Below are 21,988 nucleotides of genomic sequence, written 5' to 3' on the forward strand. Positions count from 1 at the left end.
CTCGGCGCGTTCGGGGTCGAACCGGATGATCGCCTCGGTCACGAGGCGTTCGATCAACGCCCAGGTCACGTGCCCGACAGCGATCGCGAGCTGGTGATCCACATAGGCCGCCGCCTCGACGGTCAGGGAGTGGGTCAGGTCCGCGACCCGTTCGGCCCGCCACGGCTCNGGGCAGACGCCAGGCACACTCGACGATCCGACCCACATACGCGCGCCCGCCGTCCGGGGTGCGGCCCAGGACCGCGATGAGTTCCATCAACCCGAACTCCGACACGAGTGGTGCACCCGGGCCGGCGATCGGGACGCCGGTGTCGAGGTGGGAGCCTTCCGCGATCGTCGCCGCCCCTTCGAGCGAGTCCACCTGGTTGGCGTCGGCCCACTCCACGATGCCCTGCCACTCGCGGACCAGCAGGTCACGGCGTGCTTCGAGATCGGCAGCGATCGACGACAGCACCGCTGCTGTCGAACGAGTGCGGATCCCGAGTTCCATGACTGAATTCTCCCACCCNNNTCCGGAAACGAGCAGGACNTCCTGTGGACAGGCGAAAGTCCAGGTCTCTGCACCATCCACAGGGGTCTCGAGACGGTCGCTGCGCGACCTCCCCGACCCACGGTTCACCGCACCCGACGAGCGGACCCAGCCCCGCGCCCAGCTCCCTCGTCGCTGGCGCTCCTCGCACCTCAACCACCGATCCGGCGAAATGGTTCGCGTCCCTCGACCCCAGCACGGACAATCGTCGGTTGTGGGTCACGTAGAGGTCGCCGGTGTCCGGTACGAGCTGCCCGACGGGCGCGTCCTGCTGGACGACGTGTCGTTCCGGGTGGGGGAGGGCGCCAAGGTCGCGCTGGTGGGTGCCAACGGCGCGGGCAAGACCACCCTCTTCCGGATCATCACCGGCGAGCTCACGCCGCACGCCGGCGCCGTGGTGCGCAGCGGCGGGCTGGGCGTGATGAGCCAGATGGTCGACCGCGGGCTCGGCGAGGAGCCGACCGTGGCGGACCTGCTGCTGGCCCTCGCTCCCGAACGGGTACGACGGGCAGCCGCCGAGGTCGACCGGTGGGAGCTCGCCCTGATGGACACCGACGACGAGGCCACCCAGATCGCCTACGCCACCGCGCTGTCCGAGTACGCCGACGCCGGCGGGTACGACGTCGAGGTGGTCTGGGACGTGTGCACGGTGAAGGCCCTGGCGGTCCCGTACGACCGGGCGAAGTACCGCGAGCTGGCCACCCTGTCCGGTGGCGAGCAGAAGCGGCTGGTGCTGGAGTACCTCCTGGCCGGGCCGGAGGAGGTGCTGCTTCTCGACGAGCCGGACAACTTCCTCGACGTCCCGGGGAAGGTGTGGCTGGAGCAGCGGATCGCCGCCTCGGAGAAGACGATCCTGTTCATCAGCCACGACCGCGAGCTGCTCGCGAACTGCGCGACGCACGTGGTGACGGTCGAGCTCGGGGCGGGGGGCGGCGGCAACAGCGCCTGGACGCACGCGGGCGGCTTCACGTCGTACCACGAGGCGCGGAAGGACCGGTTCGCCCGGTTCGCCGAGCTCCGGCGCCGCTGGGACGAGGAGCACGCCAAGCTCAAGGCGCTGGTGCTGCGGCTCAAGATCAAGGCGGAGTACAACGACGGTATGTCGTCGCAGTACCGAGCGGCGCAGACCCGGCTCCGCAAGTTCGAGGAGGCCGGCCCGCCGACCGAGCAGCCGCGCGAGCAGCAGGTGACGATGCGCCTGTCCGGCGCGCGCACCGGCAAGCGTGCGGTGGTCTGCGAGGACCTCGAGCTCACCGGGCTGATGAAGGCCTTCGACCTCGAGGTCTGGTACGGCGACCGGCTGGCCGTGCTGGGCTCCAACGGCTCGGGCAAGTCCCACTTCCTGCGTCTGCTGGCAGCAGGCGGCAGCGACCCCGACGTCGAGCACCGTCCGGTGAGTGACGCGGAGATCGCGCCGGTGCGCCACTCCGGCCGGGCGCGGCTCGGGGCGCGGGTGCGGCCGGGCTGGTTCGTGCAGACCCACGAGCACCCCGAGCTCGTCGGGCGCACGCTGCTGGAGATCCTGCACCGCGGCGACGGCGATCCGAACGGGCGCAAGGGGATGGGCCGCGAGCAGGCTGCGCGGGTGCTCGACCGCTACGAGCTGGCGGCCAGCTCGGAGCAGCGCTTCGAGTCGCTGTCGGGCGGCCAGCAGGCCCGGTTCCAGATCCTGCTGCTCGAGCTCTCGGGCGCGACCCTGCTGCTGCTCGACGAGCCGACCGACAACCTCGACGTGCAGTCGGCGGAGGCGCTCGAGGAGGGCCTCGAGGCGTTCGACGGCACCGTCGTGGCGGTCACCCACGACCGCTGGTTCGCCCGCGGGTTCGACCGGTTCTGCGTGTTCGGGTCCGACGGCTCGGTCTACGAGTCCGGCGAACCGGTCTGGGACGAGGGACGGGTGGCGCGCTCGCGATGAGCGTCCGGCTGGTCGAGGTCACCGGCTCGGACCCCGTACAGGTCGAGGCGTGGGCCGCGGTGACCGAGCTGTCGCTGCGCCACGAGGTCGGCGACGCGGCGACCGCGTGGGCCCACCAGGAGCTGCTGGCGGTCCTGCGCAACCCGTCGAGCAAGCGCGACGAGCACTTCTGGGCGGCGTACGACGGCGAACGGCTCGTCGGCACGGCCTGGCTCGCGGTCCCCCTGCTCGACAACCTCGACGGCGCGACGATCGACGTCCACGTGCACCCGGACCTGCGTCGCCGGGGCGCCGGGACCCTGCTCCTGCAGCAGGCCGAGTCCGTCGCCCGCGCTGCAGGGCGGACGCTCATCGACGCCGAGGTGCAGTTCGCCCACGACGACCCGGCCGACGGCGCCGGTACGCCGGGCCGCGAGTTCCTGTCCGCCCACGGCTACGCGTTCGGCATCGCCAACGTGCAGCGCAGTGCGCCGCTGCCGATGCCCGGCGAGGTGCTCGACGCGCTGGCCGCCGAGGCCGCACCGCACCACGCGGCGTACCGCCTGGAGTCGTGGGCCGGACCGGTGCCGGACGAGCTGGTCGAGGGCTGGCTCGCGGTGGCAAGCGTCCTGGGCACCGAGGCACCGACCGGTGACATGGAGCGCGAGCCGGAGACGGTGGACGTCGCTGCCCACCGTGATGACGAGGCACTGGTCGCCGCGCAGGGCCGCACCTGCTGGCGGACCGCGGCGCTGACGGCGGACGGCGAGGTGGTGGCCTACACCGAGATCGTCGTACCCGACCACGACCCGCGCTTCGTCTACCAGTGGGGGACCCTCGTCCGGACCGACCACCGCGGCCACCGGCTCGGCGTCGCGGTCAAGGTCGCCAACCACCGCGCGCTGCAGGAGGGGGCCGACCTGGGAAGCCGGCGTGTGGTCACGTGGAACGCCGAGGGCAACGCACCGATGATCGCGATCAACGAGCTGATGGGCTTCGTGCCGAGCGCCCGGATGGCCGAGATGCAGAAGCGACTCACCCCCTAAATCGCTTGGTTCCGTGCCGCCGGGGTGCCACGGTGGACGAGACGCCGCACTGACCTCGAGGGAAGGACCAGCCCATGGCTGCCAACGAAGCGAACGACGACCTCAAGGCCCGGATGCGCGAGGCCCTGGACCGCAAGAACCGCAAGGAGAAGGGCGTCCACGAGGACGGCCCGGTGCGCGAGAAGGCGCACGGCTCCGAGGTGGTCGGCGGCGCGCCCAAGATGCACCGTCGCAAGGCCGGCGGCGGGGGCTCCTGACCCGCCGCCGGCCGAACCGGGGGAGGGGTCAGTCCGAGCCGAGCTTCAGCTCGGTGCTGTCCTCCTTGCCACCGCGCAGGTACGTGACCTTCACGGTGTCGCCGGGCCGGTAGGCCCGGACGATCGCGATCAACGACTGGGTGTCGTCGATGCGGTGATCGTCGACGGCGGTGATCACGTCGCCGGTCTCGAGGCCGGCGGCGGCCGCAGCCGAGCCCTTCTCGAGCTCCTCGATCTTCGCGCCGGTCAGCGTGGTGTCGCTCGACCCGGCCTGGCCCTGCGCGTCGGAGATCTGGATCCCGAGCCGCGCGTGGGTGGGGGTGTCGCCCGACCGGAGCTGCTCGATGATCGGCAGCACCTCGTCGATGGGGATGGCGAACCCGAGGCCGATGGAGCCGGACTCCGACTCCGCGCCCGAGGAGGTCGAGCGGATCGACGCGTTGATGCCGACCAGCTGGCCGTCCATGTTGACCAGCGGACCGCCGCTGTTGCCGGGGTTGATCGCGGCGTCGGTCTGGATGGCCGGGTACGCCGTCACGTTGCCCTGCTGGTCGCGGGCCACCTCGACCGGGCGGTCCAGCGCGCTCACGATGCCGCTGGTGACCGTGGCGTCGAGGCCGAAGGGCGACCCGATGGCCACGACCTGCTCACCCACGTCGAGGTTGGACGACTTGCCGACGGTGACCGGGGTCAGGTTGTCGACGCCCTCGACCTTCACCAGCGCGGTGTCGGTGAGCGGGTCGGTGCCGACGACGCTCGCCCGGGCGCGGGTGCCGTCGCTGAAGGAGGCCGTGATCTCGGCCTGCTTCGAGTCGATCTGGCCGCCCAGGGTGACCACGTGGTCGTTGGTCAAGATGGTGCCGTCGGTGTCGAGGACGACCCCCGAGCCGCTGCCGGACGCGCCGCCGCCGCTGACCTCGAGGGCCACCACGGAGGGCAGCACCTTCGACGCCACGGACTCGACGCTGCCCGACGCGGCCGGCGGGTTGCCGTTGTCAGCGACCTGCAGCGGTGCGGACGACCCGCCGCCATTCCCGGCGGGGTCGCCGCTGGCGGCGTCGTAGATCGCCGCCCCGCCGACCCCGGCCCCGCCCCCGACCAACAGCGCACCGGTCAGCACGAGTGCCGCGAACCCGGCCCGCTGCGGACGTCGAGAGGCAGGCGACGTCGAAGGGGGCGGGAAGAACGGCGGTGCAGGTGGGGTCGGCGGCTGCGAGGAAGGTGTCGGGGGCAGGACCTGGGTCATGTCGACAACTGTGGCGACGGCGTCTGTGAAGCCGCTGAGACGTGGGTGAGCATTCGCCGTGTCTGCCAGGGGACCCCATGTGCACAAAGTCGACTGAAACACTGTACATTTCCCCACCATGTCCTCCTCCCACCTCGAAGCGGTCCGCGGCCCGCGCCGATGGCTCGGGTTGCTCGCCAGCCTGGTCGTGCTGCTGGCCGTGTGGTCCGTGGTCGCGGCGGCCGACCTGGTCGAGCCGCACTACCTGACCCCCAGCCCGCTGGAGGTCTGGGACGCCTTCGTGCGTGCCAACAGCCACCACGCGGTCGGCGGCGGCGTCGACCGCGTCGTCCGGGGCGAGGAGAACTACTACCTGTGGGAGCACCTCGTCGTGAGCCTGCGCCGGATCGGCCTGGGCCTCGGGCTCGGCGTCGTGGTCGGCGTACCCCTGGGCCTGCTGATGGGCACGGTCCGCTGGGTCGGTGACCTCGCCGGCCCCTACGTCGACTTCCTGCGCTCGCTGCCGCCGCTGGCCTACATCGGCTTCCTCGTCGCCTGGTTCGGCATCTACGACGCCTCCAAGGTCTGGCTGCTGTTCCTGGCCGCCTTCCCGCCCATCACGCTCGCCACCATCAACGGCGTGCGCGGCGTGCGGCAGGACCAGCTCAACGCCGCCCGCAGCCTGGGTGCCTCCGGCCTGCAGCTCCAGACCCAGGTCATCATCCCCGCGACCCTCCCGGACATCCTGTCCGGCCTGCGCGTCGCGGTGGGCTTCGCGTGGACCACCGTCGTGGCCGCGGAGCTCGTCAACGGACTGCCGGGCATCGGAGGCCTGGCGTACCTCTCGGGAACGCAGAACAAGATCGCGCTGTCGGTCGCCTGCATCCTCGTCATCGGCCTCACCGCGATCGCCCTTGACGCCGTCATCCGCACCATCGAGAAGCTCGTCGTCCCCTGGCGAGGAAAGGCCTGACCCATGAAGACCTCCCGCACGCTCTCCCGCCGGATCGGCGGCCTCGCCGCCGTGGCCGCCGTCGTCCTCCCGCTGTCCGCCTGCAGCCTCGGCGAGGACACCGAGGCCGCCGCGAGCGACTGCCCCTGGACCGCCGACGAGTCCGTCACCGGGACGGTGCGGATCGGCTACCAGAAGATCCCCAACGGCGACGTCGTCGTGAAGGACCAGAAGATCCTCGAGAACTGCCTGCCGAAGGCCACCATCGAGTGGAACAACTTCGCCTCCGGCGGCGACGTCGTGCAGGCCTTCGGCGCCGGCAGCATCGACATCGGCCTCGCCGGGTCCTCGCCCTCGACCAAGGCGCTGTCCGCCCCGCTGGACCTCCCGGTCAAGGTGATCTGGATCCACGACGTCATCGGCGAGGCGGAGTCGCTCGTCGTCCGCGACGGCGTGGCCACCGACATCACGGGGCTCAAGGGCAAGACCATCGCGACCCCCTTCGGCTCGACGGCGCACTACTCCCTGCTCCAGGCGATCACCGACGCCGGCGAGGACCCGGCCGACTACAAGCTGATCAACAGCGAGCCCGAGCAGATCGCGCCCGCCTGGGCCAACGGCGACATCGACGCCGCGTGGATCTGGGACCCGACCCTCTCGGAGCTGGAGAAGCAGGGCGGCACGGTCATCCTGTCCAGCAAGGACACGGCGGAGGCGGGCAAGCCGACGTACGACCTCGGGCTGGCGTCCGACACCTTCATCGAGGAGAACCCGAAGGTGCTCGAGGCGTGGGCGAAGGCGCAGGACTACGCCGTCGACCAGATCCTCGGCGACCCCGACAAGGCCGCGGAGAGCGTTGCGGTCGAGGTCGGCGTCAGCACCGACGAGGCGAAGGCGCAGTTCGCCGGGCTGACCTACCTGCGGGCCTCCGAGCAGGCCACCGACGCGTGGCTCGGAGAGAAGCTCGGCGCCGACCTCCTCGCCACCGCGCAGTTCCTGCTCGCCCAGGACGGCATCACCGCCGTCGCGCCCGCGGCGACGTACAGCGACGGCGTCGATGCGGACGTCGCCGCCTCGGCCGGCTGATGAGCAAGGGCATCGACGTCGCGGGCCTGGAGCACTCCTTCCGGGCCCGCGGCGGCGCGGTCCCCGCGCTCGACCGGATCGACCTCGCGATCGAGCCCGGCGAGCTGGTCACGCTCGCCGGGCCGTCCGGGTGCGGGAAGACCACCTTCCTGCGGATGATCGCCGGCTTCGTCGCGCCGTCGTCCGGCACGATCACCGTCGGCGGTACGACGGTCCGCGGGCCCGGCGTCGACCGGGGCGTGGTCTTCCAGCAGCCGACGCTCTACCCGTGGCTCGACGTCCGCCGCAACGTCGCGCTCGGCCCGAAGCTGCGCGGCGTCGGCAAGGCCGAGCGACGGGCGACCGCCGACCGGTACCTGTCGCTGGTGGGTCTCAGCGACGCGGCCGACCGGCGTCCGTACGAGCTGTCGGGCGGCATGCAGCAGCGTGCCCAGATCGCCCGCGTGCTCGCGGGCGATCCCGAGGTGGTGCTGATGGACGAGCCGTACGGTGCCCTCGACGCGCTCACCCGCGAGCGGCTGCAGAACGAGCTGCTCACACTGTGGCGCGAGACCGGCAAGACGATCCTTTTCATCACCCACAGCGTGGACGAGGCGGTCTTCCTGGGCTCGCGGGTGCTGGTGATGAGCCCACGTCCGGGACGGATCGTCCTCGACGAGAAGGTGCCCTTCTCGTCGAGGTCGCTGGCGCCCGACGAGATCCGCGCCCTGCCCGAGTTCGCGGAGACGGCCGCCCGGGTCCGCGCCGCCATTGCTCCCTGACTCGCCGTTGGTCGAGGAGGGCGCCCTGGCGCCCGTCACGAGACCTCTGGCCGTCGTGCTGGGACTGTGCCGCGTGACGGACACGGGTCTCGTGACGCGCCACGACCTCGCTTGCTTCGCGGCGCGAGCTCGCCGGCGCTCCTCGACCTTCGCCCTTTCCCCGCATCTTCGCTTCGCTCAGATGCGGCGGGCTCCGTCCCAGTACGGCTTGCGGAGGTCGCGCTTGAGGATCTTGCCCGTCGGGTTGCGCGGGAGCGCGGCGATGATGTCGACGGACTTGGGCGCCTTGAAGTGGGCGAGCCGCTCGCGGGTCCACTCGATCAGCTCGGTCTCGCTGGCGTCCGAGCCCTCCTTCAGGGCGACGACGGCCTTGACCGCCTCGCCCCACCTCGGGTCCGGTACGCCGATCACGGCCACCTCGAGCACGCCCGGGTGCTCGGACAGGACCCGCTCCACCTCGGGCGAGTACACGTTCTCGCCGCCGGTGATGATCATGTCCTTGAGCCGGTCGGAGACGAAGACGAAGCCGTCGGCGTCGACGTGGCCCATGTCGCCGGTGCGGAACCAGCCGTCGGCGGTGATCACCTCCGCGGTCGCCTCCGGCTTGTTGAGGAAGCCCTTCATCAGCTGCGGGGTGCGCAGCCAGATCTCGCCGTGCTCGCCCGTCCCCACCTCCTCCAGCGTGGCCGGGTCGACGATGCGGACCTCGCACCCGGGCACCGGCTTGCCTGCCGAGACCAGGCGCTCGGGGTGGCCGTCGGCCTCGGCGGTGCGGTGGTCCTCGGGCATCAGGTGGGTGGCGACGCCGGCGACCTCGGTGAGGCCGTAGACCTGGATGAAGTCGGTGTCGGGCCAGGCCTCCATCGCGGCGCGCAGCAGCGGCGGCGGCATCGGCGCGGCGCCGTAGGTGTAGGTCTTGAGGGCGCCGAACAGCTTCACCGCGTCCGGGCCGGCCTGCAGCACCTGCGCGAGGACGGCCGGGACGAGGAAGGTCCGGTTGGCGCCGGCGAGGATCGCGCCGGCCAGCGAGGCGGCGTCGGGCTCGCGGGTCATCACGCTCGGCACGCCGTCGTGGATCCCGAACAGGACGTATGACGAGCCGCCCACGTGGAAGAGGGGCATGGCGACCATCGACTTGTCGCCGGGCTCGAATCCCCAGCCGTCGTGGGCGTTCACGGTGTGGCTGACCATGTTGCGGTGCGTGAGCATGACGCCCTTGGGCCGGCCGGTGGTGCCGGAGGAGTACATGACCAGGCAGACGTCGTCCTCGAGGACGTCGGGCCCGTCGTCGCAGGGCGTCGAGGCGGCGAGGAACTGCTCGTACTCGTCGTCGTCCCCGCCCTCGGGGGTGACCTCGATGACCTTCTGCACGTTCGGGAGGCGGTCGCGGATCGCGGTGATGGTGGGCATCAGCTCGCGGCCGACGAAGAGCACCTTCGCGCCCGAGTCGTTGACGGCGTAGTCGATCTCGTCGCCGGCGGAGCGCCAGTTGATGATCGCGTTGGCGGCGCCGACCGACCCCGCGGCGAGGCTGATCTCCACGCAGGCGGGGTGGTTCTTGTCGAGGAAGGCGACCACGTCCCCCCGAGCGATGCCGAGGTCCCGCAGCCCGCCGGCGGCACGGTGCACGCGGTCGTGCCACTGCGCCCACGTCCACGTGCGGCCGAGGTAGGTCATCGCCTCGGCGTCGGGGGTGGCGGCTGCCCAGTGGTTGAGCCGGTCCTCGACGTACGTCGGGCCGGGAGGCGTGGCCGGGGGCCAGGCGCGGTGGGTCTGGTCAGGGGCGGGGGACTCCGTCGTCGCACTCACCCGTGCGATTGTGGCTCACATCACAAGCCGGCACAACGACGGCGTCGACCTGCGCGACACCGGATGTTCACCTGCGTCGACAAGGATGGAGAGGTGATCCTCGCGCCGTCGCCCCTGCTCCGCGGTGCCGAGGCCCCCGCTGCGCGCACGCTGGTCGACGTCTTCCGTCGTACGGCGGCCGAGCACCCCGAGGCGATGGCGCTCGACAGCGGCAACGACACCGTCACCTACGAGGAGTTCGCCGAGTCGGCCGAGGCCGTCGCCGCCGACCTGGCCGACCTGGGCATCGGCCCCGGCGACAAGGTCGGCGTCCGGCTGCCCTCCGGCACGACCGACCTGTACGTCGCGATCATGGGCATCCTCTTCGTCGGCGCCGCCTACGTGCCGGTCGACGCCGACGACCCCGAGGAGCGGGCCCGGCTGGTGTTCGGCGAGGCGCAGGTCGCCGCCGTGATCGGCGCCGGCCTCGCGATCGAGGCCCGCCGCACGGCCGAGCCGCGGCAGCGCCAGGACCCGTCGGTCGACGACGACGCGTGGGTGATCTTCACGTCGGGCTCGACGGGCACACCCAAGGGCGTCGCGGTCAGCCACCGCAACGCCGCCGCCTTCGTCGACGCCGAGTCGCTGATGTTCCTGCAGGACGCGCCGATCGGCCCGTCCGACCGCGTGATGGCGGGACTCAGCGTCGCGTTCGACGCGAGCTGCGAGGAGATGTGGCTCGCCTGGCGCTACGGCGCCTGCCTGGTCCCCGCACCGCGGGCGCTCGTGCGCAGCGGCGTCGACGTCGGTCCGTGGCTGACGGCCAACGACATCACCATCGTCTCCACCGTCCCGACCCTGGTCAGCCTGTGGCCGGACGACGCGCTGGAGCGGGTCCGCATGGTCATCCTCGGCGGAGAGGCGCTGCCGCCCGAGCTGGCCGCGCGTCTGGTCCGCGACGACCGCGAGGTCTGGAACACCTACGGCCCCACCGAGGCGACGGTCGTCGCGTGCGGCGCGCTGGTCACCGCCGACGGGCCGGTCCGGATCGGCCTGCCGCTGGCGGGCTGGGACCTCGTCGTGGTCGACCCCGCCACCGGCGAGCCGGTCGCCGAGGGCGAGCGCGGCGAGCTGATCATCGGCGGCGTCGGGCTGGCCCGCTACCTCGACCCCGCCAAGGACGCCGAGAAGTACGCCCCGATGCCGGCCCTCGGCTGGGACCGGGCCTACCGCAGCGGCGACATCGTGGTCAACGCCGCCGCCGGACTGCTGTTCGCGGGCCGCGCCGACGACCAGGTCAAGCTCGGCGGCCGGCGCATCGAGCTCGGCGAGATCGACTCGGCACTGCTCGCCCTGCCGGGTGTCACGGGCGCCGCCGCGGCCGTCCGTCGTACGACGACGGGCAACCAGCTCCTCGTCGGCTACGTCGCCACCACCCCCGAGTACGACGGCGCCGCCGCCACCGCGCACCTGCGGGCCACGATGCCCGCGGCCCTCGTGCCCCGGCTCGCGGTCGTCGACGACATCCCGACCCGCACGTCCGGCAAGGTCGACCGCGACGCCCTCCCGTGGCCGCTGGCGACCGCCGACCCGGCCGACGCCGGCCTGCACGGCACCGCGGCCGTGATCGCGGACGTCTGGCAGAAGGTCATCGGCGCGGTGCCCGACGGTCCGGAGGTGGACTTCTTCGACCTCGGTGGCGGCAGCCTGACCGCCGCCCAGGTGGTGACCCTGTTGCGCGCCGAGCACGCCGAGCTGACCGTCGCCGACCTCTACGAGCACCCGACCGTCTCCGCGCTGGCCGGCTTCCTCGACTCCCTCGAGCCGAGCGCGCTGGCCGAGCAGAGCCGCAAGGTGCTGCCGATCCCGCGCAAGACCCAGGTGGGCCAGGTCGTCGCCGTCCCCCTGCTGCGCGCCCTCGCGGCGCCGCGCTGGCTCGCGGGCACGCTGACCTTCGCCCGCGTCGTCCACGACCTGCTCGACGTCGCCTGGCTGCCGGCGGTGTCGTGGTGGTTGCTGGTCCCGCTGCTGCTCCTGTTCGTCAGCCCGCCCGGCCGGATGCTGCTCGCGGCCAAGCTCGTGCAGCTCGTCCGCGCCGGGGTGCGGCCCGGCCAGTACCCGCGCGGGGGCAAGGTCCACCTGCGGATCTGGATGGCCGAGCGGATCGCCGACGAGCTCGGCGCGACGCGGCTCGCCGGGGCGCCGTACATGACCTGGTACGCCCGGCTGCTCGGCGCGAAGGTGGCGAAGGGGTCCGACCTGCACTCGCTGCCGCCCGTCACCGGCCTGCTGACGGTCGGCAAGGGCGCGTCGGTCGAGCCGGAGGTCGACCTGACCGGCTACTGGATCGACGGCGACACCCTGCACGTGGGCGCGATCCGGATCGGCCAGCGGGCCCGCGTCGGCACCCGCTCGATGCTCGGTCCCGACGCCGCCGTGGGCGACGACGCCGAGGTCGCTCCCGGCTCCGCCGTCTTCGGCGAGGTCCCGGCCGGGGAGTTCTGGTCGGGAGCCCCGGCGACCCGGGCCAGCTCGGCGGCCCGCGGCCCGTGGGCCGAGCGACCTGCCGCCACGAAGCGCACCCTGCGCCGGTGGGCGGTGTCGTACGCCGCCGCGGCCGCGGCGCTCGCGCTGCTGCCGGCCCTCGCGATCGGCGCCGCGCTGGTGCCGGCCCTGCTGCTCGCCGACCTCGGTGCGACGTCCGGCCCCGGGGACGCCGTCCGGGCGCTGCTGCCGTGGGTCGTGCCCGGCGTGCTGGTCGGCGTGGTGGTGCTCGCGCTGCTCATCCTCGTCGCGGTCCGCCTGCTCGGGCGGGGCGTCAAGGCCGGCGCGCACCCGCTCCAGAGCGCGCCGGCGCTGTGCATCTGGTCGACGATCCGCGTCCTCGACGAGGCCCGGACCTGGCTGTTCCCGCTCTACAGCTCGCAGCTGACCCCGGTCTGGCTGCGGCTTCTCGGCGCCCGGATCGGCCAGGACGTCGAGGCCTCGACCGTGCTGATGATCCCGTCGCTCACGACCGTGAGCGACCAGGCCTTCCTCGCCGACGACACCCTGATCGGTGGCTACGAGCTCGGTGGCGGCTGGTTGCGCGCCGAGCGGGTCAAGGTCGGCAAGCGCGCCTTCGTGGGCAACTCCGCGATGGCCGCACCCGGCCGCAAGGTCCCCAAGCGCTCGCTGGTCGCGGTGCTCTCGGCCGCCCCCGCCCGCGGCACCGTCAAGGCCGGCGAGTCCTGGCTGGGCAGCCCGCCCGCGCCGTTGCGCCGGTCCGAGCAGGGCTCGGCCGACGTGCGCACCTATGCGCCGCCGCGCCGGCTCAAGGTCGCCCGTGCCTGCTGGGAGATCGCCCGGCTGGTGCCGCTCACGCTCGCCGTCTGCCTGCACCTGGGCGTGGTGGCGGGCACCCTCGCCGTGTGGAGCGAGCACGGCGTCGTGGCCGGTCTGGTGGCCGTACCCGTGCTGCTGTGGGTCGCCGGCCTGGTCGCCGCGGTTGTCGCGGTCGCCGCGAAGTGGCTGCTGGTCGGCAAGGTGCGCGCGGGCTCCCACCCGCTGTGGAGCTCCTTCGTGTGGCGCAACGAGCTCGCCGACACCTTCATCGAGGTGATGGCGACCCCGTGGTTCGCCGGCCTCGCGACGGGCTCGCCGCTGATCACGACCTGGTTCAAGCTGATGGGCGCCCGCGTCGGTCGCGGCGTGTGGTGCGAGTCGTACTGGCTGCCCGAGGCCGACCTCGTCGAGCTGGGCGACGGCGCGACGGTCAACCAGGGCAGCGTCGTGCAGACCCACCTCTTCCACGACCGGCTGCTCGCGACCGACGCGGTCCGGCTGCGCCGCGGCGCGACCCTCGGCCCCAACTCGGTGGTGCTGCCTGCGGCGACGCTCGGCAAGCACGCTACCGTCGGTCCGGTGTCCTTGGTGATGAGAGGCGAGACCGTCCCTGACAAGACCCGGTGGATCGGCAACCCGATCGGTCCCTGGGCGGACTGAGGCATGCACCGTCTGCCCACGGCTGACCCGTACCTGCCTGGCCACGGCGACCCGTCGTACTCCGTCCGCCACTACGACCTCGACCTCGCCTACGCCCTCGAGGGCAACCGGCTCTCCGGCACCGCGACGCTCGACGTGGTGACGCTCGAGGAGACCGCCCGGCTGGTGCTCGACCTCGCACACCTGCGCGCCTCGAAGGTGCGCGTCGACGGCGCCGGCCTGAAGAAGTGGTCGGCGCGCTCGGACCGCCTGGTCCTGCAGCTCGACCGCGCCGTGCCGGCGGGCACCGAGTTGCGCCTCGCCATCGCGTACGGCGGCGTGCCCCAGCCCGTCATCGACCGCCACCACGGCGACGCCGGCTGGGAGGAGCTCGCCGACGGCGTGATCGTGGCCGCGCAGCCGCACGGCGCCCCGACCTGGTTCCCCTGCAACGACCGGCCCGACGACAAGGCGACCTACCGGATCTCGATCGGCGCTCCGGCCGGCTACACCGTGGTGGCCAACGGCGAGCTCGTCGACCACCGCCGGCGCGCGAGCGTCGAGGAGTGGACCTACGTGATGGACCGGCCGATGGCGACCTACCTCGCCACGGTCCAGATCGGCCGCTACACCTCGACCCCGCACGGCCCGACGGTCACCACCATCGCCCCGTCGGACGCCGACCTCGACGGCTCGTTCGACCAGCAGGGCGAGATGCTCGCGTTCTTCGAGCGGGTCTTCGGGCGCTACCGCTTCGCGTCGTACGCCGCCGTGATCACCGACGACGACCTCGAGATCCCGCTCGAGAGCCAGGGCCTGTCGACCTTCGGCCGCAATTTCTGCAGCGCCGAGTGGTCGCACGTGCGGCTGATCGCGCACGAGCTCGCCCACCAGTGGTTCGGCAACGCCGTGACCCTTCGCCGGTGGCAGGACATCTGGCTGCACGAGGGCTTCGCCTGCTACAGCGAGTGGCTGTGGTCCGAGGAGTCCGGCGGCCCGCGCAGCTGCGACGGCTGGGCCCGCCACCACCACGAGCGGCTCGCCGAGGCCGACCAGGACCTGGTGCTGTCCGACCCCGGCCCGGAGCTGATGTTCGACGACCGGGTCTACAAGCGTGGCGCGCTGGCCCTGCACACGCTGCGGGTGGCGGTCGGCGACGACACCTTCTTCGGCCTGCTCACCGCCTGGGTCGACGTGTTCGACGGCGGCTCGGTCACGACCGACGACTTCCTCGCGTTCGCGTCCGAGCGCACGGGCACCGACGTCGCCGGCCTGCTCGGGCCGTGGCTCCACGAGACGCAGCTGCCGGCCTTCCCCTCCTAGGTCAGAACACCTAGGGCGCGTCCCGGGGCAGCCGCCAGGTCCTCCGCAGCGAGGTCCGGTCGCCCGACAGCGTGCCGACCAGCAGTCGCGGCACACCGGGCGTGCGGGCCAGCACCGGCGTGAGCAGGTCGCGGGGCAGCGCCAGCGCCGTGAGGTCGCTCTGGAAGGCCGGCGTGAGCGCGCGGGTCCACCACCGGTACCAGCGCACGTGGGCGCGGCGCTGGTCGTCGTACCAGGCGAGGGCGTCGGGGAGGGGTTCCTTCCTCTCGAGCGCGACCGCGAGCGTCCAGGCGTCGGCGAGCGCGAGGGAGGTGCCCGCGCCGAGCTGGGGGCTCATCGCGTGGGCGGCGTCACCGAGCAGCACGCCGGCGCTGCGGCCCCCACCCACCATCCGGTACGACGACCGCACGGCCACGCTCCGGTAGGCCGCCGGCAGCAGCTCGGTCACCTCGTCCAGCAGGGGAGCGAATTCCCCGGCGAGCGCCCGGGCGTCCTCGCGCCAGCGCGGCAGGCCGGCGGCGAGGACCGCCTCGAAGCGGTCGGTGCGTTCGGACCAGAAGAGGGAGGCGCGGTCGGTGCCGGTGGGCAGCACGCCGAGGTAGCGCCGGGTGCCGTCCATCCGTTGGTGGAGGGTGTCGCCGGCCAGGCCGGCACGGTCGGGGACGATCGCCCAGAGGGCGCCGTAGCGGTAGGTCCGGTCGCGGCTGGTCAGGCCGAGGGCGGCGCGCACCTGCGAGCGGCTTCCGTCGGCGCCGACGACCAGGTCGAAGCGCCCCAGCTCGCGGGCGTCCGGGCCGCCGGGGTCGTCGACCGTCAGCGCCACGCCGCCCGTCCGGGGCTCGAGCGCGGTGACCCGGGCGCCGAGCTCGATCGGGATGCCCCGCGCCCGGACCGCGCCGAACAGGAGGGTGAACAGGTCGCCCCGGTGCACGCCGAGCGCGGGCGTCGAGGCCCGGCGGGCGTCGTACCGGAGGTCGAGGAGGGGGCGGCCGTCGCGGCCGGCCATCGCGACCCGGGAGACGTCGCACGACGAGGCGCGCAGGGGAGCCAGCAGGTCGAGCCGGTCCAGCACCTGCTGGCCGAGCGCCTGCAGCCAGATGCCGGCGCCGACGGGCCGCGGGTCGTCGGCCTGCTCGAGGACGGTGACGTCGTGGCCGCGGTCGAAAAGCAGGCAGGCCGTGGCCGCCCCGGCAGTGCCGAGGCCGACCACGGCCACGCGCATCTCAGCGCACCCGCGTCAGTCGGGGATCAGGCCCAGCGCTCCTCGGCGGGAACGAAGTCCAGCGTCCGGGGACCGGTGTAGATCTGCTTCGGGCGAGCGATCTTCTGCTCCTTGTCCTGGACGAGCTCCAGCCACTGCGCGAGCCAGCCGGGGGCCCGGCCGATCGCGAACAGGACCGTGAACATCTCCGGCGGGAACTCCAGGGCCTCGTAGATCAGGCCGGAGTAGAAGTCGACGTTGGGGTAGAGCTTGCGCTTGACGAAGTACTCGTCCTCGAGCGCGATCCGCTCCAGCTCCTTGGCGACGGCGAGGAGGGGGTTGACCCCCGTGACCTCGAAGACGTCGTCGCAGGCCTTCTTGATGATCTTGGCGCGGGGGTCGAAGTTCTTGTAGACCCGGTGGCCGAAGCCCATCAGGCGCTCTTCGCCGTTCTTGACACCCTCGATGAACGCGGGGATGTTCTCGACGGTGCCGATCCGGCGCAGCATCTTGAGCACGGCCTCGTTGGCGCCACCGTGCAGCGGGCCGAAGAGGGCGCCGATGCCGGCTGCGACCGCGGAGTACGGGTCGACCTGCGAGGAGCCCACCGAGCGCACCGCGTTGGTCGAGCAGTTCTGCTCGTGGTCGGCGTGCAGGATGAAGAGGGTGTCCAGCGCCTTGACGATGCGCGGGTCGCCGGAGTACTTCGTCTCGCTCATCTTGAAGAGCATCGACAGGAAGTTCTCGGCGTAGGACAGCTCGTTGTCGGGGTAGACGTACGGCTTGCCCTGCGCGTGGCGGAAGGCCCAGGCGCCGAGGGTCGGCATCTTCGCGATCATCCGGACGATCTGGATGTGGCGGTTGTCGGGGTCGGCGATCTTGCTCGACTCCGGGTAGAACGTCGAAAGGGCCCCGACCGACGCCATCAGCATCCCCATCGGGTGCGCGTCGTACCGGAACCCCTGCATGAAGCCCTTCACGTTCTCGTGCACGAACGTGTGGAAGGTGATCTCGTGGACCCAGGCCTCGTACTGCTCCTTGGAGGGCAGGTCGCCGTGGATCAGGAGGTAGGCCACCTCGAGGAAGTTCGACTTCTCCGCCAGCTGCTCGATCGGGTAGCCGCGGTACTCGAGGATGCCCTTGTCGCCGTCGATGTAGGTGATGGCGCTTCGACAGGAGGCGGTGTTGACGAAACCGGGGTCGTAGGTCGCGAGGCCGGGCTCGTCGTCGTTGAGCTTGATCTGCCCGAGGTCCGCGGCCTTGATGGTGCCGTCGGTGATCGGGATCTCGTACTCCGCGCCGGTGCGGTTGTCGCGTACGGTGAGAGAGTCAGTCACCCTTGCAACCTAGCCCGCCGCCGTCGAAGCCGGTAACCCGGTGTCCCGAAGCGTGGCGCCGCGGGACACCGGGGTCCGCATGTGCTGGGGCTCAGCAGGAGCGGTACGCCCGCGCCGCCGTCAGGGTCCGCCGGCCGTCCTTCACGATCGCCTTCAGGGCGACGGCGCGGTTCTTCGGTACGCCGGTCAGGACCACCGTGCGCGCGCCGGGCCGCACGTAGGACTGCTTCTTGACCCCGTTGACGTAGAAGGTCACCCGCGACGCACCGCGGACCTTCGAGGTCAGCCGTGCCACGGCCTTGCCGGTGGAGCAGGTCAGGACGTTCGGGAAGACGACCTTCGACCGGGCGGTGCCGGTCGTCGCGGTGCGGGCGACGCCGGCGGGCAGGAACGTGAGCTTGACGGACTGCTTGAGCGAGATCTTCGCGAGCCCGAAGTTGTCGACCGAGGCGCCGCCCAGCTGCACCTGGACCTCGCTGTCGCCTGCCGGGACGTAGACCCAGGAGTCGTGGGAGATGTCGCGGATGGCGAAGCCGCCGATCTCGGACTGCAGGAACCGGTCGTCGCCGACCCCGACGGCCACGATGTGCCCGCCGACGCCCGTGCTGGTGGCCTGGACGTGCAGCCAGCCCGCGGTCGAGCGGTGGAGCACGGCCTGGACCTGGGACTGGCTGCTCTCGCCGGTGGGGAAGTCGCTGCCCTGGTCGCACGCAGACGTCGCCTTCGTCGGCGTGACGGACCCGGTGATGGTGCTCGTCACCGTGAGGGAGGTGACCTGTCCGCCGGCGGCGGTCGAGGACACGGCGGTGGTCTGGCTGCCGCGCATCCGCACACTGTCGGTCGGGTCGCTCGCCGTGGCGGTCTGGTCGAAGGTCAGGGTCCGCTTGACGGTGGTGCCGGCGGTGAACGGAGCGCTGACGCCGGCGGGCGCGGACGCACCGGTGCAGCTCGAGCTGTTGAAGTTGAGGTCGGCGTCGAGCGCGAGCGTGCCGTCGGTGATCGGGACGGCAGCGTGCGCGGGCGCCGGGGAGAGCCCGGCGATCGCCAGGCCGCTGACGGCGGCGGTGGCGACCAGGAGACGCAGTGGGAGCATGGAAGGACCTTTCCGAGAGGTTGGGGGGACCATCAGCCTTGCAGCGCGGCTCGCGCTGTGCGGCGGAATCGGTCCAGACGTCACCCGCCGCGTCACCCGGTCCGCAGATTTGGCCCGCCGGTCGTCCCCGCCGTACGCTGCTCGCTGCGTCTCCTGCCGCTCTCCTTGCGAGGGCAGTCGCCCGCCAGAAGGTGGGTGCAGTGTTCGTCAGAAGATGCCTCCGGCCAGATCACTGGGCGGAGTCCGACACGAACGAATGGATTCCTCCATGCGTACCTATGCTCCGAAGCCCGGTGACGTCGAGCGCGCCTGGCTCGTGATCGACGCGACCGACGTCGTCCTCGGTCGCCTCGCGGTCACCGCCGCCAACCTGCTGCGCGGCAAGCACAAGCCGATCTTCGCGCCGAACGCCGACACCGGTGACTTCGTCGTCATCATCAACGCCGACAAGGTCGCCCTGTCCGGCAACAAGCGTGCCGACAAGATGGTCTACCGCCACTCCGGCTTCCCGGGTGGTCTGACCGCGACCCCGATCGGTGAGGTCATCGAGAAGGACGCCCGCAAGGCCGTCGAGAAGGCCGTGTGGGGCATGCTGCCGAAGAACCGCCTCGGCCGGCAGATGATCAAGAAGCTGAAGGTCTACAACGGCCCGGCTCACCCGCACCAGGCCCAGCAGGCCGTTCCGTTCGAGATCAAGCAGATCTCCCAGTAATCGACTTCGAGGATCCAGAGATGACTGAGAACACCACCGAGGTCGAGGAGACCTTCGAGACCGACGAGCAGGGCCTCGCCTACACGAGCGAGACCTCTCCGTCGGCCGCCGTCGACGCCCGTCCGGCCACCATCGCCCCCGGCGCGGCCACCGGCCGTCGCAAGGAGGCCGTCGCCCGCGTCCGCCTGGTGCCCGGCACCGGCACGTGGACCATCAACGGTCGCACGATCGAGGACTACTTCCCGAACAAGCTGCACCAGCAGGTCGTCAACGAGCCCTTCGCGGCTCTCGGCCTCGAGGGCCGCTTCGACGTGATCGCCCGCATCCACGGCGGCGGCATCACCGGCCAGGCCGGCGCGCTGCGCCTGGGCGTCGCCCGCTCGCTCAACGCGATCGACCTGGACGCCAACCGCCCGACGCTGAAGAAGGCCGGTCTGCTCACGCGCGACGCCCGTGCGATCGAGCGCAAGAAGGCTGGTCTCAAGAAGGCCCGCAAGGCGCCGCAGTACAGCAAGCGCTGATCTCGCCCACGGCGAGTCGACGACGGGGCCACGCACCGCTGCAGCGGTCCGTGGCCCCGTCGCCCGTTTTGCACGACGACAGAGCAGCACCCGCACCACCAGAGGGAGAGCACGTGCCTCGCATCTTCGGGACCGACGGCGTCCGCGGACTCGCCAACGACAAGCTGACCGCCGAGCTGGCGCTGGACCTCGGCGTGGCCGCGGCCCGCGTGCTCGTGGAGCACGGTGACTTCGACCGGCCGCGCCCGCTGGCCGTGGTCGGCCGCGACACCCGCATCTCGGGCCAGTTCCTCGAGCACGCCGTGGTCGCCGGCCTCGCCGCGGCCGGCGTGGACGTGCTCCGGCTGCGCGTGCTGCCCACGCCGGGCGTCGCGTACTTCACCGACGCGCTCAACGCCGACGTCGGTGTCGTCATCAGTGCCTCCCACAACCCGATGCCCGACAACGGCATCAAGTTCCTCGCCCGTGGCGGCGTGAAGCTCGACGACGCGCTCGAGCGTGAGATCGAGGAGCACCTCGCCCAGGACTGGGACCGCCCGACCGGCGCCGCCGTGGGCCGGGTCCAGCCCTACGGCCCGACCGTCGAGGAGTACGCCGCCCACCTGGTCGGCACGCTCGACGACCCCGACACCCAGCCGCTGGCCGGCCTGACCGTCGTCCTGGACTGCGCGCACGGCGCGGCGAGCGAGGTCGGCCCGCACGCGCTGCGCCTCGCCGGTGCCACCGTGATCACGATCGGTGCCGAGCCCGACGGCCTCAACATCAACGACGGCTGCGGCTCGACCCACCTCGAGCCGCTGCGCAAGGCCGTCCTCGAGCACGGCGCCGACGCCGGCTTCGCGGTCGACGGCGACGCCGACCGCTGCCTCGCGGTCGACCACGCCGGCGAGGTCGTCGACGGCGACCAGATCATGGGCATCCTCGCGCTCGCGCTGAAGGAGTCCGGCCGGCTGGTCGACGACACCCTGGTCGCCACCGTGATGAGCAACCTCGGCCTGGTGCAGGCGATGGCCGCCCACGGCGTCACCGTCCGCCAGACCGCCGTCGGAGACCGCTACGTGCTCGAGGACATGCGGGCCGGCGGCTACTCCCTCGGCGGCGAGCAGTCCGGCCACGTGATTCTCCGCGACCACGCCACGACCGGCGACGGCCTGCTCACGACCCTCCACGTGCTGCAGCGCATGGTCCGCAGCGGCCGCTCCCTGCAGGAGCTGGCCGGCGTGATGACCCGCCTGCCGCAGGTCCTCGTCAACGTGAGCGGCGTCGACCGCACCCGCACCGACGACGAGGTCCTCCTCGCCGCCGTCGCCGAGGCCGAGTCCGAGCTCGGTACGACGGGCCGCATCCTGCTGCGCCCGTCGGGCACCGAGCCGCTCGTCCGCGTGATGGTGGAGGCGCCGACCGCGGAGCAGGCGGAGGCCGTCGCGAACGACCTCGCGGACGTCGTCCGCGAGCGGCTCTCCGTCTCCTGACCACCGGCCGCTCACCTAGGGTGTGGCTCCTTGTCCGTCGCCTGCTGCGCGGACTTTGAGACTCGATCTGGCAGCGTTGGCGTCGCTCGAAGGGCGACTGAGCACGTCTTCGCTCCGCCGCCTTGCCAGATCGGCCCCGAAGCCCGCTCGCGACGGCGCCGCACAAGGAGCAACACCCTAGGATGGGCGCCATGAACAGCGAGTACGCCGACCCCTCCGCCAGCGCTGCCACCGACGCCCTCGGGATGGGCGACAACGGCGAGCGCCGGTCCCGGATCCGGACCGTGCTCGACGTCGACCAGACGATCAACAAGCTCGACGCCACGGCCGACCGCCTCAACCAGACGCTCGACACCTTCGGTGCGCTGCTCGTCGACTTCACCGCCGCGCTGCACGACTTCAATGCCTCGGTCGCCGGCTTCAACGGCACCGTCGGCGAGTTCCACACCGTCGTCGACAAGGCCGACGGCCTGCTCGGCCGTGCCGACCGCCTGCTCGCGCCGCTCGCCGCCACCCAGCAGGTCGGCGACCAGCTGAAGGTCGCCAGCCAGCTCGCGAGCCAGGTCGCCTCGGCTGCCGTGAAGAAGGGCGTGGCCGCGGCCAAGAGCGCGCGCGTCTGACCGTCGTCGGCCCGCCCACCTCCCCAGGGCGGGGATCCGGCTGTGCGCGGTGCCCCGGCTGTAGCAGCCGGCCACGGCGCCGTTCTTCGGCTCACCTGCTGCTTCCGTGGCTCCTTGTTCGGGATCGTGTCGGGGTGGCTCCTGCGGGCGGCCGCGCGGTAGCCGACCGACCCCCGGCGTCAAGGCGCTCGCTTCGCTCGCCCGCTTC

At 72.1% G+C, this 21,988-nt stretch carries 17 protein-coding genes; 12 read left to right on the forward strand and 5 right to left on the reverse strand.

The annotated features are described in order from the left end of the window. Nucleotides 1–743: 743 nt before the first annotated feature. The 3 genes from ASE20_RS22465 to ASE20_RS22475 all read left to right on the forward strand — a co-directional run bounded on the left by ASE20_RS22465 (nt 744) and on the right by ASE20_RS22475 (nt 3,726). Nucleotides 744–2,444, forward strand: a complete 1,701-nt coding sequence (locus ASE20_RS22465) for an ABC-F family ATP-binding cassette domain-containing protein (RefSeq protein ID WP_056896798.1) — start codon at nt 744–746, stop codon at nt 2,442–2,444. Continuing rightward, nucleotides 2,441–3,469 (forward strand): GNAT family N-acetyltransferase, encoded by a 1,029-nt coding sequence (locus ASE20_RS22470; RefSeq protein WP_056896799.1) that lies wholly within the window; start codon nt 2,441–2,443, stop codon nt 3,467–3,469. The genes ASE20_RS22465 and ASE20_RS22470 overlap by 4 nt, the downstream gene beginning before the upstream one ends. A 74-nt stretch (nt 3,470–3,543) precedes the next feature. Then, entirely contained in the window at nt 3,544–3,726 is a 183-nt protein-coding gene (locus tag ASE20_RS22475) for a DUF5302 domain-containing protein (RefSeq protein WP_056896800.1), read from the forward strand. 28 nt (nt 3,727–3,754) lie between these two features. On the opposite strand, the gene ASE20_RS22480 is transcribed toward ASE20_RS22475, so the two are convergent. Further along, nucleotides 3,755–4,972, reverse strand: a complete 1,218-nt coding sequence (locus tag ASE20_RS22480) for a S1C family serine protease (protein WP_162260968.1) — start codon at nt 4,970–4,972, stop codon at nt 3,755–3,757. A 118-nt stretch (nt 4,973–5,090) separates the two neighbouring features. Between ASE20_RS22480 and ASE20_RS22485 the strand changes: the two genes are divergently transcribed. The 3 genes from ASE20_RS22485 to ASE20_RS22495 are packed head-to-tail and all read left to right on the forward strand — an operon-like array spanning nt 5,091 to nt 7,750. Continuing rightward, nucleotides 5,091–5,924 carry an ABC transporter permease gene (locus tag ASE20_RS22485; RefSeq protein WP_200952915.1) on the forward strand — a complete coding sequence of 278 codons (834 nt, stop codon included), beginning with the start codon at nt 5,091–5,093 and terminating at the stop codon, nt 5,922–5,924. 3 nt (nt 5,925–5,927) lie between these two features. Then, on the forward strand, nt 5,928–6,989 hold the full coding sequence (locus tag ASE20_RS22490) for an ABC transporter substrate-binding protein (RefSeq protein ID WP_056896802.1): 1,062 nt from the start codon (nt 5,928–5,930) through the stop codon (nt 6,987–6,989). Continuing rightward, entirely contained in the window at nt 6,989–7,750 is a 762-nt protein-coding gene (locus ASE20_RS22495; protein WP_082612789.1) for an ABC transporter ATP-binding protein, read from the forward strand. Before ASE20_RS22490 ends, ASE20_RS22495 begins: the two co-directional genes overlap by 1 nt. Before the next feature lie 177 nt (nt 7,751–7,927). Here the strand turns inward: ASE20_RS22495 and ASE20_RS22500 are convergent, their stop codons facing one another. Beyond that, complete coding sequence (locus ASE20_RS22500) at nt 7,928–9,559, reverse strand: long-chain-fatty-acid--CoA ligase (protein WP_082612791.1); 1,632 nt, start codon at nt 9,557–9,559, stop codon at nt 7,928–7,930. A 93-nt stretch (nt 9,560–9,652) separates the two neighbouring features. On the opposite strand from ASE20_RS22500, the gene ASE20_RS22505 reads away from it, so the two are divergent. Continuing rightward, on the forward strand, nt 9,653–13,522 hold the full coding sequence (locus tag ASE20_RS22505) for a Pls/PosA family non-ribosomal peptide synthetase (RefSeq protein ID WP_235538842.1): 3,870 nt from the start codon (nt 9,653–9,655) through the stop codon (nt 13,520–13,522). A 3-nt stretch (nt 13,523–13,525) separates the two neighbouring features. Continuing rightward, nucleotides 13,526–14,824, forward strand: a complete 1,299-nt coding sequence (locus ASE20_RS22510; RefSeq protein WP_056896804.1) for a M1 family metallopeptidase — start codon at nt 13,526–13,528, stop codon at nt 14,822–14,824. Between the two features lie 10 nt (nt 14,825–14,834). Here ASE20_RS22510 and ASE20_RS22515 read toward each other — a convergent pair whose 3' ends face one another. The 3 genes from ASE20_RS22515 to ASE20_RS22525 form a co-directional block, all read right to left on the reverse strand. Further along, the gene (locus ASE20_RS22515; protein ID WP_056896805.1) at nt 14,835–16,046 is read right to left on the reverse strand and encodes an FAD-dependent oxidoreductase; all 1,212 of its coding nucleotides are present in this window, start codon (nt 16,044–16,046) and stop codon (nt 14,835–14,837) included. A 26-nt stretch (nt 16,047–16,072) separates the two neighbouring features. Then, nucleotides 16,073–17,362, reverse strand: a complete 1,290-nt coding sequence (locus ASE20_RS22520; protein WP_056896806.1) for a citrate synthase — start codon at nt 17,360–17,362, stop codon at nt 16,073–16,075. Nucleotides 17,363–17,453: 91 nt separating this feature from the next. Further along, nucleotides 17,454–18,455, reverse strand: coding sequence for a hypothetical protein (locus ASE20_RS22525; RefSeq protein ID WP_056896807.1), 1,002 nt, complete (start codon nt 18,453–18,455; stop codon nt 17,454–17,456). Nucleotides 18,456–18,723: 268 nt separating this feature from the next. On the opposite strand from ASE20_RS22525, the gene rplM reads away from it, so the two are divergent. The 4 genes from rplM (at nt 18,724) to ASE20_RS22545 (ending at nt 21,780) form a co-directional block, all read left to right on the forward strand. Further along, complete coding sequence (rplM, locus tag ASE20_RS22530; protein WP_056896808.1) at nt 18,724–19,167, forward strand: 50S ribosomal protein L13; 444 nt, start codon at nt 18,724–18,726, stop codon at nt 19,165–19,167. Between the two features lie 20 nt (nt 19,168–19,187). Continuing rightward, nucleotides 19,188–19,688 (forward strand): 30S ribosomal protein S9, encoded by a 501-nt coding sequence (gene rpsI, locus ASE20_RS22535; protein WP_056896809.1) that lies wholly within the window; start codon nt 19,188–19,190, stop codon nt 19,686–19,688. Between the two features lie 113 nt (nt 19,689–19,801). Continuing rightward, complete coding sequence (gene glmM, locus ASE20_RS22540) at nt 19,802–21,160, forward strand: phosphoglucosamine mutase (protein ID WP_056896810.1); 1,359 nt, start codon at nt 19,802–19,804, stop codon at nt 21,158–21,160. 191 nt (nt 21,161–21,351) lie between these two features. Beyond that, entirely contained in the window at nt 21,352–21,780 is a 429-nt protein-coding gene (locus ASE20_RS22545; RefSeq protein ID WP_056896811.1) for a hypothetical protein, read from the forward strand. Nucleotides 21,781–21,988 lie beyond the last annotated feature (208 nt).

The organism is Nocardioides sp. Root240, assembly GCF_001428825.1.
Classification (GTDB): domain Bacteria; phylum Actinomycetota; class Actinomycetes; order Propionibacteriales; family Nocardioidaceae; genus Nocardioides.